The sequence below is a fragment of the Parasutterella sp. St.1A3 genome (assembly GCF_059728705.1).
Genome location: NZ_BAAGFK010000001.1, coordinates 2,453,245 through 2,467,059, shown reverse-complemented (window position 1 = coordinate 2,467,059; position 13,815 = coordinate 2,453,245). Strand labels below are relative to the sequence as shown.

The following is a 13,815-nucleotide window of genomic DNA, read 5'->3' as shown; positions in this document are numbered from 1 at the left end:
CTTAGGGAGTCAACAATGAAAGTTGAAGAACAGATATCTACACTAATGAAACAAGCAGAGGCAAGAAGGCTTGTTTCGGATTTGTACAATCAGGGGATGCCAATAAAAGAAATTGCAAAGCATGTGCCAGTTTGTTTGGCAACAGTTTATAGGTGGATAGATTTGCCAAAAAGAACGCCGGTTGTTGGGAAAGACCTTGATAGGAAGGGCCTTGATGGAAAACTCCTTAATGCAAGAGCCTGCCCTTCTTCAGATGAGGCTAAACCCGAGAATTTAGATTTGAATAAAGTAAGCGAAATCGCCTTATTGAAAGCTCAAATCAAAGAGCTCAAGGCGCAACTGCGAGCACAAAGCCTAAAAGCACAGGCCTATGAAACAATGGTCCAGCTAGCAGAAGAGCGCTTTGGCATACCTATAAGAAAAAAATCTGGCGCCAAACAATAGAAGTCCTGCAACAGCAGAGCTGTCCGTACGGAAGTGTAACGGCCCTGTGTAAGTTGTTTGGCGTCAGCAAGCAGGCGTACTACAAGGTTCAGAAAAGAGGCTCTTCAGAGGCAGAATCGAGGTATCTAACCGAGGAGATAATCATCGAGTACTGCAAAGAAGTACGCAGTGTTGACCCGAATATAGGCGGAAAAAAGCTGTGGGCGATGTACTCTCAAAACTTTCCCGGAAGATTGCATGTCGGACGAGACCGGTTCGCAGACATTCTTGCAGACAATCATTTAAAGCTGCGACAGAAGAAAAGAAAACCGAGGACAACCGATTCACAGCATAATCTGCCAACTTATCCAAACTTAATTAAGGACCTAATACCATATCGGGCGAACCAGATATGGGTTAGCGATATTACTTACGTACCAATTAAAGTAACGGATTGGGAATCGGAGTTTACATATTTAGCGCTAATCACAGATGCATACAGCCACGAGATTGTAGGCTGGAAACTAGGCTCTGACCTGAGCAATAGAACAGCAATCAGCGCACTAAAAATGGCACTCAGTCTATGCCAAGCAAGAGGGATAGATGTTAAAAAAGAAGGCTTGATCCACCACTCAGATCGGGGGGTTCAGTATGCAAGTAAAGAATATGTTGAATTGCTTCGAGCATCGGGCATATGTATAAGCATGACTGAAAACGGAGATCCAAAAGAAAACGCAATAGCTGAGCGAATCAATTCGACAATCAAAAATGAAATGTTGGGGAGTCGTAGGTTTGAAACCCACGAGCAATTAGAGCAAGCATTGTTTGAAGTGGTCTCTTTCTACAACGAGTGCCGACCGCATTTAAGCAATAACTTACTAACTCCGGCAAAGGCAGCAGCTTTAAGAGGGGAGTTAAAGAAGCATTGGAGATCACGTAGGGAGGAGTATCTAAGAGCTAGATAGTGAAGTAAAATTTGTTTATTCCTGCTTTCGGTTGCCAGTAGGCAACACCTCCTGGCAACCGAAAGCAGGAATAAGATCAACAAGAGGTAAACTAATTTCAGGGATTACTCTTTAAACAGTAAACTTTAACTAGGTTTAACAACATCAAGTAGTCAACCGATTTCAGGAAATGACACCATTCGAACGGTGTTCTCAAGTGTTCGAACGCCCCCTCTCATAATAGTAGCTAGCTAATTGTCCTGCCAGTTGAGTACGGTGTTCTCACTGGTTCGAACGCTTAGCATGTTTCAGTTTTTTCCGTTGGATTGTAGTCTGATGTCCTTAAATTTTTTAGGGACAATTTATGGAACAATCTTCAATGGAAAAGATCAAGAAAATTGCAGCTCTGCTGAACTTGAATCAACCGTATTCGAAAATTGCAGCTTCCGTCAGCGTATCGAAGTCAACTGTCTCAAAATACGCAAACCAGATCAAAGCATCCGGCTTGACGTACACGGAGATCGAAAAGACTGATTCAGCCGTATTGGAAGAGCTGCTGTGTTCTCACATTGACGCAAAGTACCGAGAAATCGATACAGATCAAGTCATAACTCAGCTTGCAAACGTCAAGTATGCAACCAGACAGCTTCTTTACGAAGCATACAAGGCATCTGACCCTAGCAGCGCCTGCTCGTATCCGACGTTCTGCCGTCAAATAGATAAGGCAATGAAAGCTAAAGCTCCGAAGGAGGTTTATACCAACTTGGAGCGAGTACCCGGCGGCTCGATGGAAATCGATTTTGCCGGCGAGCTTATCAATTGGGTCGACAAGCATGGGAAAAGCCGCAAATCCAAACTGTTTGTTGCCACAATGACATTTAGTCAGAAGATGTTTGCCTGCGCTTTTGACGATGAAAAACAGCACTCCTGGATGCAAGGGATTGTCAAAGCCTTGGAGTTCTTCGGCGGCATTCCAAAGACGCTTATAGTCGACAACGCCAGGAGCCTTGTCATGTCGCATAAGCAAAGCAGAATCGATTACTCTCCAATCCTGACCAATCTGTGCGAATACTACCGGATCAACACCTTTGCTTGTCGGCCGCGAAGTCCAAAGGGCAAGAACCGCGTAGAAAACAGCGTTTTACACTTCTATCGGCATGTGATAGCGCCTCTGTCGATGCAGGGTCCGATAAGAGCGTTTGATCTGTCTGATCTGAACGAGCAGATTCTTGAGAAGGTACGTCAGTTCAACGAGCGTCCGTTCACAAAGAATCGCCAAAGCAGTCGCGAAATTGAATTTGCGGCGCACGAGAAAAAAGCGCTGGCAAGTCTTCCCATCCTTGCCTTTGAAGTCGGCAGCTGGAAGTACTTAAAGGTTGACAAAGGGCACTGTATCAGGCTCACTGAGGACTGTGGTCATCGTTACAGCGTTCCTGCCAGCCACGTAGGTAAAAGAGTCTCCGTGCTGAAGACAGCCGAAAATGTCTTCATTTACGACATTGAGACCGCCGTCTGCATTGGCAAGCACAAGAGATTGCTTGAAGCTTCAGGCCAGAAGACGCACATTCTGCCTGAGCATCTGACGGCAAAGGAAAAGCACCAACGGCTCAGTAAGGATGAATGGGCACAAGAGCTGATCGACTGCGGCTACAACGAAAGTACGGTTGTAAACGTCTTGGAGATCAAGTGGGAATCCGATCAAATGAACGCCCGCAGATTCTGCTCCTGCCTAAGGCGGCTTGCAAAAATAGGATCGATCCGGCTCGCCAATGAAGCCCTCGGCGTTGCGCTCGAACAAAAGTTCCTGAGCTACAGCTTTATCGAGAACTTTGTGAATATGCGAAAGAAAGAGCTGCTTATGGGCTTAGATAATTCCGACAAAGACCAGGACTATAGGACTGTTGAACATGAAAACATCAGAAATAACTACTCATGATAAAAAAATTCTGCGTCTCAGCGAGTTGTGCAAGAGGCTGAAAATGCGTGCCGCTTATGAGCGCTTCAGTGCGATTCTTACTGACCCTGACGCCTGTCAAATGCCTTTGCTTGACTGCGTCATCGAAGGGCTGGAATATGAGGTTGAAAAGCGAGACTCGAATGCACTAAACCGTCGTCTTAAAGAAGCAAAAATCTGCTTGCCAAACGCTCGTCCTGACACAATCGACTTCAGCATTGAAAGAGGATTAGATAGAAATCAGGCAGAGGCGCTCCTCACGATGCAGTGGATGGAAAGGCACCAAAACATCATTATTACCGGAGCTGCCGGATGCGGTAAAACCTTCCTTGCGTGCGCCTTAACTAATCAGGCCTGCATGAAAGGGAAAACAGCAAGGGTAGTCAGAATACCCCTGCTGCTTAACCAAATGTCTGCGTCACATCAGATCGTCGAAACATACTTCAAAAAACTCAAGGAGTATAAAAATGTTGATCTGCTAGTCCTCGATGACTGGGGCATCGGACAGTTAGACGCCAGATCCAGAGAGGATCTGCTGGAAATAATAAACGAAAGATACATGTACGCAAGTACTATCGTCACAAGCGTACTGCCGGTCAGTAAATGGGCTGAATATATCAACGACCCGACTTACTCCGACGCAATCCTGGACAGACTCGTCAGTGTCTCCCACAGAATCGAAATGTACGGTGCCTCAGTCAGGCAAATGGAACAATATGGAGGCGTGCAGAAATCCTAAAGGTCAATAGAAGAAGTTAATTGCAGGGCCAAACGCGTTTTAACGCTTGTCGCCGCCTGTTTTTAAGGCCGTTAAGCAGTGTGCTTAACGGCCTTTGTACAGCGTATTAAAGAAGAACGGCGTCAAGCCACTTTCGCGGCATAATGCTGTAACCTCGCTGGCGCTCCGTTACAACTTATCCCACGTTGGCTTGACACCGTACGTGCTCGCAAAATCACTGCAAACAACTATAAAAATAGCTATCACAAAATCTTGTAAACTACAGGTCGGCCCAACGGTTAAAACTGAGCGTTCGAACCTGTGAGAATTTGATTTACCTATCAACGTTGACGCATCAGCCGACACTGAAAATTAGCTCCGTTCGAACGCTGAGAATCGTCGTTCGAACCATTGAGAATACCGTTCGAATCGTTGAGAGAAATCAGTCAATTACTTTTTTTGTCTTGTAGTTGAGTTTTGTCGTAGGGCTGGTTCTGGTTTCGTATAGCGGTTTATTAACCTCTATCGTCTTATAGCGGCAAAATATCTCTCCGTTTTCGTCGCATGTACTCTTCTGCCAATTGTTTTGGTCTAGGATTGCCTTTTTCTCATCGGCTGAGGCATTCTTAAACTTTTGTGCAATTACGAAATCACAGCCTATTTGTCTGAGCGCAAATAGGTTCTCACTTGAATTTAACCCTCGGTCAGCAACTACTATCAATTGATCGATCCCGTAAGTCGTTTTGATCTTCTTAATCAACGGCACCATGGTTCCGAATTCATTAGTGCTTCCGTTGAAGAGCTCATAATCAATGGGAATGCCATTCTCATCCATAACCAGTCCAAGCACCACTTGGACCTCATTGACCTTATGATCCTTGCTCAGACCAAAGTCTTTGTAATCAGAAATGTTGCGGCTTTCAAAACTGTAGGTGGTTACATCGTAGAAGGCGGCAGTGATCTTCCTTTTTGTCCTCTTTTGAATTTCTCGGTTGAGGTGTTTGACGACGCTCTCTTTGTCCTCTTTCAATAGATCAAGAACTCGATACAAATCCTGAAGATGATCAATCTCGGAGTGATCAATAATGCTTGAGTCCTTATTCTTGAAATTCTGAAGCTTGCTGGCCGGAGCCAACAACCGCTGCTCGGTGAGTAGATAGGCAGCTTTGTCATACGAATAGCCAATGTTACGATCCTTTTGAAGATACCGAAAAAACTCCGGCATCTTTAAGTCGCACCAAACTTTACGGATAATCGCGGCTCCAACGTTGTAGAGATGGAAACAACCCGGCAAATCATTGTTTGATCGAGCCAATTCAGAAAGTTTGTCCATCCTTTTACGAGCCTGCAATTCGAGCTCTCGGTCTTTAGCCAACTGTTCCAGACGGTTCTCTTCAGCAATACGAGCCTTGAGCTTGTCAAGAAACTCCGGGTCTTTTTCTAAAACAGTTTCGAGCCTGCCGTGGTTTTCAATTACCCGAGTCCGTGGTTTGCCTTCGGCATTGCGGTAACTGGAGCACACGCGAATGTACTTGTGATTCTTAACAGACACTATGGACACATGCATTGGCATAAGGAACTCCTCATAAGCTGAAAAATTGCAGAACTAGAGAACTAAAAATTTAAAAATCACAAAAAATCATTTTATTTCAGTGGAATAAAATGATTTTTCGTGTTATACTAGATTACCTAATTAGATAATCGATTGTAATTATGAATACGCCAAAACTGCCTCCGCTCATTATTAAAAAGAGCCCTTCGGCTTATTACGTTTACACCTATAAAAATAAGTGGGATTCCGAGAAAAAGAGAAGTTATCGAGTTAGCTTCAAGAAGGTCGGTACTGTTACCTCCGGCCAGAAGGAAGGCCGAATCCGCTGGGACGAACACTTTTTAGCTGAGCGCCCTGAATTAAGGGATTTTATTTGCCAACGCAAGGGCAAAGACTATATCTTCACTGCGGTGAGTGAAGGCGGTTTTACTCTTTCTCAAGCAATGGATGTCAAACAACTGCATGCGGGAGCCACGTGGGCGCTGGATCAGCTCGTTGCGCAATCTCCTATCGGAGAAGCTCTTAAAAGGGCCTTTCCACAGCGCCGAGACTATCTAAAAGTTTTGTCGATTGCCTACTTCATAATCCTCAATCAGGACAACAATATTTCTAAATATCCGACCTTTGCCGAGGCGACTCGTCTTCCATGGGGCGGGGCTTTGCATCCTTCCTCAATAGGCAGAGTTTTTAGGAAAATCAAAAAACAACAAATAGAAAATTACTTTTCTGCCATCCAGGAGGGATTAATAGAGCAGAAGAAAAAAAATGGGGACGACGACAGGCTGACATTGGCTTTAGATTCGACCTCCATTTCGAGCTACGCAAATAAGCTGCCAAATGTAGAAAGAGGCAGGAATAAAGACGAGGACAACCTTCCTCAAATTAATCTGCTGATGTTGGTCGAGTCCAAAAGCGGACTGCCTATCTTCTATCGAGCCTACGACGGAAACGTTCCGGACGTACAAACCGTCAGGCAGGTCATTGCTGACAACTCCAGACTAGGCATCCAAAACGTTGTTCTTGTGTCTGACCGAGGTTACAGCGGTACAAAAAACATCAATGACTGCCTGAGAAATAAAGTTGGCTTTCTGTTCAACATGAAGTGCGGGATATCAGGCAGCCTTACCCAAGAGCTCATTGATGAAGAAAGAGTTAACCTCCAGGACTTAAATCGAATGGATTGGTTTACTCAGGTCTTTCAGGTGACAAAGAAGATCAGCTGGATTTATGAACCTAATCCTGTAACGGGTCAGAGATCCACAAAAAAGACGCAGGAAACTGCGGAGCTTTACTGGCATATCTATTTCGATCGACAAATTGCTGAGAATGCCAGACAAGGGATGTTTGAGAGAATCATTCGTATACGCGAAAAGATGGCCGCCGGTAAGTCTCTCGATGAAAACGAACAAACATTACTAGAAGAGGTGTTTGTAAAACATGAGAAAGACGGCACGGTCAGCTACAGCGTCGACAATAAAAAAGTGGATCAAAAGCTCCGCTACAAAGGCTACCGGGTACTGGTAAGCGACGAAATATCCGATGCTAGAAAAGCTTGGTGCGCTTACCAGGAACGCTGGATAGTCGAAGATACATTTAAAACACTCAAATCCCGCTTGGGCTGCTCAAGAAATCGAGTCTCGGACAACGAATCATTGACTGGTAAAACGTTTGTACAGTTCCTGGCAACCTCTATTGCGATGATTGTCAGAACCAGGCTGAGAAAATACAGTGAGGAGTGCAAAAAGAATAATAGTCTGCCGATGGTGTATGACAGTGACTGCAGAGTTCTGGACTCTTTGAACAATGTAATGCAGACCAGATTCTGCGGAGGTTACTACTTCGGTGAAATCGCAGGGAAAAGACGGATGTTATTTGAAGCCCTCGGGGTTCCGGTTCCTGATGCAGAGCCCGAAAAGGCGCAGGTCTACGAAGACGACGAAGAAGAGACAGACTTCTAAAGAAGATGCCTTCAGATTAAAAGCTGAGCCTCTGCTAGAGGCTCTAGATTCTGCAATATTTCAGCATAAGGTTCTCAATTATACCATAATGTACTACATTAGTGTTACTTAGGTGTTAAAAAAATTTGGCTGTTAAGCCAATGTGGGCCGAGCTTTATTCAAAATTTAACTGTAAAACTCGGGAAAAGGAGCGAATCCGTTTTGGACCGCTCCTTAATTTTTTACTGCGCTTGTCGGCTTACCTTCTGCCTTCTTCGGCGAGCCAGCGGGCTGCCTGCGGAGCAAAGTACGTCAGGATGCCGTCTGCGCCTGCACGCTTGAAGCAGACGAGAGACTCCATGATGGCTTTCTTTTCGTCGAGCCAGCCGTTCTGGATGGCAGCCATCAGCATGGCGTATTCTCCGCTCACCTGATAGACGTAAGTCGGGGCGAGGAACTCCTGTTTGACGCGCCAAAGAACATCAAGGTACGGCATACCGGGTTTCACCATGACCATATCGGCGCCTTCAGCCAGATCAAGACCAACTTCCCAAAGCGCTTCGTTGGTGTTTGCCGGATCCTGCTGATAAACCGCTTTATTGCTTCTTCCAAGGTTGGAAGAGGAGCCGACGGCGTCGCGGAAAGGACTGTAGAAGCAGGAAGCGTATTTGGCGGAGTAAGCCATAATCTTGGTGTAGATCAAACCTCTCTTTTCCAGCTCCTGACGGATGATGCCGATACGGCCGTCCATCATGTCGGACGGAGCAACGATATCGGCTCCGGCTTCTGCCTGAGCGAGGGACTGACGAACCAGCATTTCGATGGTTTCGTCATTGAGGATGAATCCGGTTTCGTCAATCAGGCCGTCCTGCCCGTGTGTTGTGTAAGGATCAAGTGCCACATCGCACATAACGCCGAGTTCCGGGAAATGTTCTTTGAGCGCCCGCACTGTGCGCGGAATTAAACCGTCAGGGTTGGCAGCTTCGGAACCGTCCGGTGTCTTGAGACTGTCTTCTATTGAAGGGAAAAGCGCCATGACGGGAATGCCGAGCTTGACGCATTCTTCAGCCTGTTTCAGCAGAAGATCGATAGAAAGACGTTCCACTCCGGGAAGAGAGGGAACTTTTACGCGGGTGTTTGTCCCCTCTGTGACGAAAACGGGATAGATAAGGTCGTCAACACTCAGCCGGCTTTCACGCATCAGTCGTCTGGAGAAATCGTCGTGGCGCATTCTGCGCATTCTTACGGAAGGAAACTGTCCTAATGTCTGCATAATTTCGAATGAGTTGAAGTTAGAAATAATCTACTCGGTGATCATAGAACCGCTGAGTGAAATGAAAATTAAGGGTAGGGCTGATTAAGCCAGCCGCTCAGGACTTTTTGCAGCTGCTCGACGCCTTCTTTCTTGAGACCGGAGAAAAGCTGTACGGAGACTTGAGGGCCGATTTCCGCGGCTCGTTTCTGAGCGATATTTAAAGCGGCGCGTCTTTCCATGTTCTTGAGCTGATCCGCTTTATTCAGAAGGAAGTGGAGTTTAAGCTCCGGACGGAACGAGATGAAGTCGAGCAGGAATTCGTCGGCCGGCATAAAGGGTCTTCTGGCATCCATCACGACAACCATGCCGGTGAGCTGAGGACGCTGCTGTACGTAGCCGCCGACGAGTCCTTCCCAATTTTTACGTGTTTCCGGAGACGCTTTTGCAAAGCCGTAGCCGGGGAGGTCCACAAAGAAGCCGACCGGTTTTCTTTCTCGCGGCTTAAGTCCTTTGACGGACAGCTCAAAAAAATTCAGCAGCTGAGTGCGTCCCGGAGTTTTAGAAGAGAACGCAAGGCGCACCTGACGTGTTAAGACATTAATCGCTGTCGATTTACCGGCGTTGGAACGACCTGCGAATGCGATTTCCGGAAGATCCGTGTCCGGAAGTCCGTCGAGCTCGGAGACGGACATGACGAACTTTGCGGAATCAAACAAAGCGCTCATAAAAACAAAATTCCTTCTGAAGAGTTGAAGCTCTGCGGCGGTCATGCAGGCAGAGCTTCGATTGATAAATTAGGGAGAGTGTAATTCCAAATTCGGCTTAAAGTCCCATTTACTGCGTAAGCTACTTTTCAATAGAGCCTGTGATGGAATTTGTGCGGTAGACGATTCTCGGATCCACTTCTCCGATGACGCTCAGATCGCGTCCGGTGTAGTCGATATTGCTCAGTACTAATCGGATGGCATTGATACGCGCGCGCATTTTGTCGTCACTTTCAATAACGGTCCAGGGAGCGTCCTGAGTGTCGGTCTCGAAGAACATCTTATGAATGGCTTTGGTGTAGTCATCCCATTTGGAAAGAGAAGCAAGATCGACCGGAGAAAGCTTCCACTGTTTGAGCGGGTCTTTTCTGCGCTGTTTGAAGCGGCGTTTTTGTTCCTTGCGGGAAACGTCGAGCCAGAACTTGAAAAGAATAATTCCGCTCGAAAGGATATTTTTCTCAAAGCTTGGCACTTCCTTGATGAACGTCTCGTACTGATCCTGAGTGCAGAAACCCATTACCGGTTCAACGACGGCTCGGTTGTACCAGGAGCGGTCGAAGAAAACCATTTCTCCGTTGGTTGGGAGATGCGCGACATAGCGCTGGAAGTACCATTGGCCGGATTCCGTTTCTGTCGGTTTAGGCAGAGCCGCGACGCGCGCAAAGCGCGGGTTGAGATGCTCAATGAAACGCTGAATGGTGCCGCCTTTGCCCGCGGCGTCACGTCCTTCGAAGATGAGGACAATTTTTTTGCCTTTTTTCTGTACCCAATTCTGCAGCTTGATCAGTTCAATCTGCAGCTGACGAATCTGTTTGTTGTACAGATCTCTGTTGTAGCCGTTCAGATAAGGATATTCACCGGGTTTGAGATCCGGCTTGAGCGCGTCCATTTCTTTGACGCTGCTGATTTTCTTGTCAAAGCGTTTGGCCTCATGCTGAATCAGGGCGGTTAGAAGCCGCTCTTTTCCTTCCTGAGTTAATTGCTCAAGCAGGTCGTTGGAAAGTTTGTATGCGTCGTTTGTCTGAGTGGTGCGCAGGTACTGCTTGAGGTACTGATAGGGATCCTCGTAGCCTCCGAAGTCGAACCTAGAATCTTCCAGAGAGACGTCGGCCTTTTCCAGCACCTGCGGCGACTCTCCGCCGACGGATTCCTGTGTCGGAGCGTCTTTTGTTTTCGGTGCGGAACGAAAGATTTTGCGTTTAGAAATTTTTACCACGATAGTCCTCTCTCACTATGCTGAGGCGTAATGTGCTGAGCTTAACCTGTGAGAGAGGATCTGCGGGGGCATCTCCCATCAAATCAGGCAGTTAAAAAAAGCGGCCGCATGAATCGGCCGCTCGGGATTCGGAAAGGATTATGACTTACCGAAGACTTCGTTGAGTTGCTGCGTGACGCGTACGAACGTAGTACGTTTGGTCAGCTCCTTGAGTCGGCGCGCCCCGACGTAAGTGCAGGCGGAGCGGACGCCGCCGAGGATATCCTGCACGGCGTGTTCGACCGGGCCGCGGTCTTCGAGCAGAACGGTTTTGCCTTCGGCAGCTCTGTACTTTGCGACGCCGCCGGAGTATTTATCCATTGCGGATTTGCTGCTCATGCCGTAGAAGGCGCGGTAGATTTTGCCGTCTTTTTCGATCGTTTCGCCGCCGCTTTCCGTGTGTCCGGCGAGCATACCGCCGAGCATGACGAAGTCAGCGCCGCCTCCGAACGCCTTAGCGATGTCACCCGGGGTGGTGCATCCGCCGTCGGCGCAGATCAGGCCGCCGAGGCCGTGCGCGGCATCCGCGCATTCGATGATGGCTGACAGCTGAGGATAGCCGACGCCGGTCATTTTGCGTGTGGTGCAGACGGAGCCGGGACCGATGCCGACTTTAACGATGTCGGCTCCGGCGAGAATCAGCTCTTCGGTCATATCACCCGTAACGACGTTGCCGGCCATGATGGCGATGTGCGGGAACTTCTCACGGATTTTGGAGACGAAGTCGACGAAGATTTCCGTATAGCCGTTTGCCACGTCGATACAGAGGTACTGGATCGCGTCCGGAGCTTTTTCCATAACAAAGCTGAATTTTTCCATATCGGCAGCGGTAATGCCCATGGAGTAAAAGGCAGCCGACTTTCTTTTCAGACCATTAAAGAAGGAGATGTACTCTTCCGGTTGGTAATGCTTATGCAGCGCGACGGAAAGGCCGTGTTTTTCAAGGGCTTCGGCCATTTTGAAGGTTCCGGTGGTGTCCATGTTGGCCGCGATGATCGGAATGCCGCTGTATTCCACATGGCTGTTGCGCAGTGTGAAGGGACGGGTCAGATCGACATTGGAGCGGCTGGAAAGCGTGGAACGTTTGGGGCGGATAAGAACATCTTTGAAGTCAAGCTTAACTTCGTTTTCGATATGCATTGGTTAGATCCTTTTAAACCGTTTTTTACGATTCATTTTGTCATTTTTAGGGCCGCCGATACGCTTGAGCGAATCCGGAAAAGATAACAAACGTAACCAAAAAAAGGCAGGTAACTGCGCCTGCCTTTTGCTTTTTTATCGGGTAAGAAGGATTTCGTCCCGGTAAAGATCTTCGTAGTTTTGCCGTCTTCGGATGAGATGCGCTTCTTCTCCGTTTACAAGCACTTCAGCGGGCAGGCAGCGGGAGTTGTAGTTAGAAGCCATGGTCATACCGTAGGCACCCGCGCTCAGCATGGCGAGGATATCTCCCTGTCTGACGGACAGCAGGCGGTCTTTGCCGAGCCAGTCTCCTGTTTCGCAAACGGGGCCGACCACGTCATAGAAAGCCGCGGATTTATCGTTGGAGGGCGTTACCGGAACGATCTGCATCCATGCCTGGTAAAGGGTGGGACGGATCATATCGTTCATGGCCGCGTCGACCATGATGAAATTTTTAAGCTGACCGCTTTTGAGGAATTCGACTTCCGTGAGGAGGGCGCCGGAGTTGCCGACAAGTGAGCGGCCCGCCTCGAAAATCATTTCCAGATCTCCGTAGCCGCGTCTGACGAGCACTCTTCTGAGCGCGGCCATGAGTTCTTTAGCGGTAGGGGGCGTTTCCGTCCCGTATTTGATTCCCAAGCCGCCTCCGAAATCGATATGTTTGAGATTGATTCCGTGCTCGGCGAGCTGATCAAGCAGAGTGCAGAGTTTTTCGCAGGCATCGGCAAACGGCGTTGTTTCCGTGATCTGAGATCCGATATGGCAGTCGATGCCGACGACTTCAAGTTCAGGGGCCTGCGAGGCTTTAATGTAAAGGCTGACCGCGTCCTCGTAGGCGATACCGAATTTATTCTTTTTTAAGCCGGTAGAAATATAAGGATGAGTTTTAGCATCCACATCTGGGTTGACGCGGAAGGAGACTCTTGCGCGCAGTTTAAGTTCGGATGCGACCGCGATGATACGGTCGAGTTCCGCGGGCGATTCGATGTTGAAGCATTTGATATCGGCAAGCAGCGCTTCACGAATTTCGCGAACGGTTTTACCGACGCCCGAGAAGATGACTTTACGGGTGTCGCAGCCCGCGGCCTTGACGCGCTGCAGTTCTCCGCCCGAGACGATATCGAATCCGGAGCCGAGTTCTCCGAAAAGTTTAATGATAGAGAGATTGGAGTTCGCTTTAAGGGCGAAGCAGACCAGATGAGGGTAGTCTGCAAGCGCGGACTGATAGGCATTGAACGCGCTCACGAGCGCGTGTTTGGAGTAAACGTAGAGCGGTGTTCCGAATTTACGGGCCAGTGTCTCAAGCGAGACGCCCTCGCACCAGAGCGAGCCGTCTTTCCAATAGAAATCCTGATCGTTAGGCAAAGTTAAGTTCATGGCGAATTCTCCGAAAGCGATTTGCAGTGATGATGTTTCGCTTTAGATTGGTTTTGTTGTTTCGCTACTTTCAGTTTCGCCGCTTTCCTCGGAAGGTTTTGTTTTAGTTTCCGAGTCGGTGTTTTTCGGGGCGTCTTCCTGAATTTGTTCATCCGCGCTTAAAGAGACGGGTGAGGCAGAAGCGGAGGCACCGCTTTCGCTGTCCTCGGAGGGCTGCAGCTCTTTTTCAGAGGTGCTGCCTTCAGTGCGAAGGGGCTGCTGACGTTCTTCAACCGGAGCGGGCGTCGGGCCGACCATATCCTGTCCCGTCCACTCGTTAATTTGTTTACCGATACGGGAGAGGTACGAGTCATCCGGGTCCGGAGGGAGATATAACGGACCTTTAATACCGCAGCCTGTCAGGAAAAGGCACGGAAAGAATAGAATTAAGAATCTTTTATGCATAATGGATAAATCT

The 13,815-nt window shown here is 48.1% G+C and carries 12 protein-coding genes; 5 read left to right on the top strand and 7 right to left on the bottom strand.

Annotation, left to right across the window (positions count from 1 at the left end; translation table 11 throughout):
• The first annotated feature begins 15 nt into the window (after window positions 1-15).
• The 4 genes from AC6I1F_RS11430 (at window position 16) to istB (ending at window position 4,060) form a co-directional block, all read left to right on the top strand.
• Window positions 16-444: a helix-turn-helix domain-containing protein gene (locus AC6I1F_RS11430; protein WP_160336441.1), complete on the top strand. Its 429-nt coding sequence runs from the start codon at window positions 16-18 to the stop codon at window positions 442-444.
• The gene (locus tag AC6I1F_RS11425) at window positions 426-1,388 is read left to right on the top strand and encodes an IS3 family transposase (RefSeq protein WP_353653788.1); all 963 of its coding nucleotides are present in this window, start codon (window positions 426-428) and stop codon (window positions 1,386-1,388) included. Before AC6I1F_RS11430 ends, AC6I1F_RS11425 begins: the two co-directional genes overlap by 19 nt.
• A 343-nt stretch (window positions 1,389-1,731) precedes the next feature.
• Window positions 1,732-3,303 carry an IS21 family transposase gene (gene istA / locus AC6I1F_RS11420; protein ID WP_497801711.1) on the top strand — a complete coding sequence of 524 codons (1,572 nt, stop codon included), beginning with the start codon at window positions 1,732-1,734 and terminating at the stop codon, window positions 3,301-3,303.
• A complete protein-coding gene (istB, locus tag AC6I1F_RS11415) occupies window positions 3,275-4,060 on the top strand; it encodes an IS21-like element helper ATPase IstB (RefSeq protein WP_281523620.1) in 786 nt (261 codons plus the stop codon). Before istA ends, istB begins: the two co-directional genes overlap by 29 nt.
• A 421-nt stretch (window positions 4,061-4,481) precedes the next feature.
• Here the strand turns inward: istB and AC6I1F_RS11410 are convergent, their stop codons facing one another.
• Complete coding sequence (locus AC6I1F_RS11410) at window positions 4,482-5,612, bottom strand: IS1634 family transposase (RefSeq protein ID WP_497801783.1); 1,131 nt, start codon at window positions 5,610-5,612, stop codon at window positions 4,482-4,484.
• A gap of 140 nt (window positions 5,613-5,752) precedes the next feature.
• On the opposite strand from AC6I1F_RS11410, the gene AC6I1F_RS11405 reads away from it, so the two are divergent.
• Window positions 5,753-7,549, top strand: a complete 1,797-nt coding sequence (locus AC6I1F_RS11405; RefSeq protein ID WP_497801627.1) for an IS1634 family transposase — start codon at window positions 5,753-5,755, stop codon at window positions 7,547-7,549.
• 238 nt (window positions 7,550-7,787) lie between these two features.
• Here AC6I1F_RS11405 and hemB read toward each other — a convergent pair whose 3' ends face one another.
• The 6 genes from hemB to lptM all read right to left on the bottom strand — a co-directional run bounded on the left by hemB (window position 7,788) and on the right by lptM (window position 13,802).
• Complete coding sequence (gene hemB / locus AC6I1F_RS11400; protein WP_289163078.1) at window positions 7,788-8,801, bottom strand: porphobilinogen synthase; 1,014 nt, start codon at window positions 8,799-8,801, stop codon at window positions 7,788-7,790.
• Between the two features lie 68 nt (window positions 8,802-8,869).
• The gene (yihA, locus tag AC6I1F_RS11395) at window positions 8,870-9,508 is read right to left on the bottom strand and encodes a ribosome biogenesis GTP-binding protein YihA/YsxC (RefSeq protein WP_160335525.1); all 639 of its coding nucleotides are present in this window, start codon (window positions 9,506-9,508) and stop codon (window positions 8,870-8,872) included.
• 121 nt (window positions 9,509-9,629) lie between these two features.
• Window positions 9,630-10,763: a polyphosphate kinase 2 gene (gene ppk2, locus AC6I1F_RS11390; RefSeq protein WP_251569755.1), complete on the bottom strand. Its 1,134-nt coding sequence runs from the start codon at window positions 10,761-10,763 to the stop codon at window positions 9,630-9,632.
• A gap of 138 nt (window positions 10,764-10,901) precedes the next feature.
• Window positions 10,902-11,942: a GMP reductase gene (locus AC6I1F_RS11385; RefSeq protein WP_289163080.1), complete on the bottom strand. Its 1,041-nt coding sequence runs from the start codon at window positions 11,940-11,942 to the stop codon at window positions 10,902-10,904.
• Between the two features lie 135 nt (window positions 11,943-12,077).
• Window positions 12,078-13,358 (bottom strand): diaminopimelate decarboxylase, encoded by a 1,281-nt coding sequence (lysA, locus tag AC6I1F_RS11380; protein WP_289077393.1) that lies wholly within the window; start codon window positions 13,356-13,358, stop codon window positions 12,078-12,080.
• A 42-nt stretch (window positions 13,359-13,400) separates the two neighbouring features.
• Complete coding sequence (lptM, locus tag AC6I1F_RS11375; protein WP_289163083.1) at window positions 13,401-13,802, bottom strand: LPS translocon maturation chaperone LptM; 402 nt, start codon at window positions 13,800-13,802, stop codon at window positions 13,401-13,403.
• Between the last annotated feature and the right edge of the window lie 13 nt (window positions 13,803-13,815).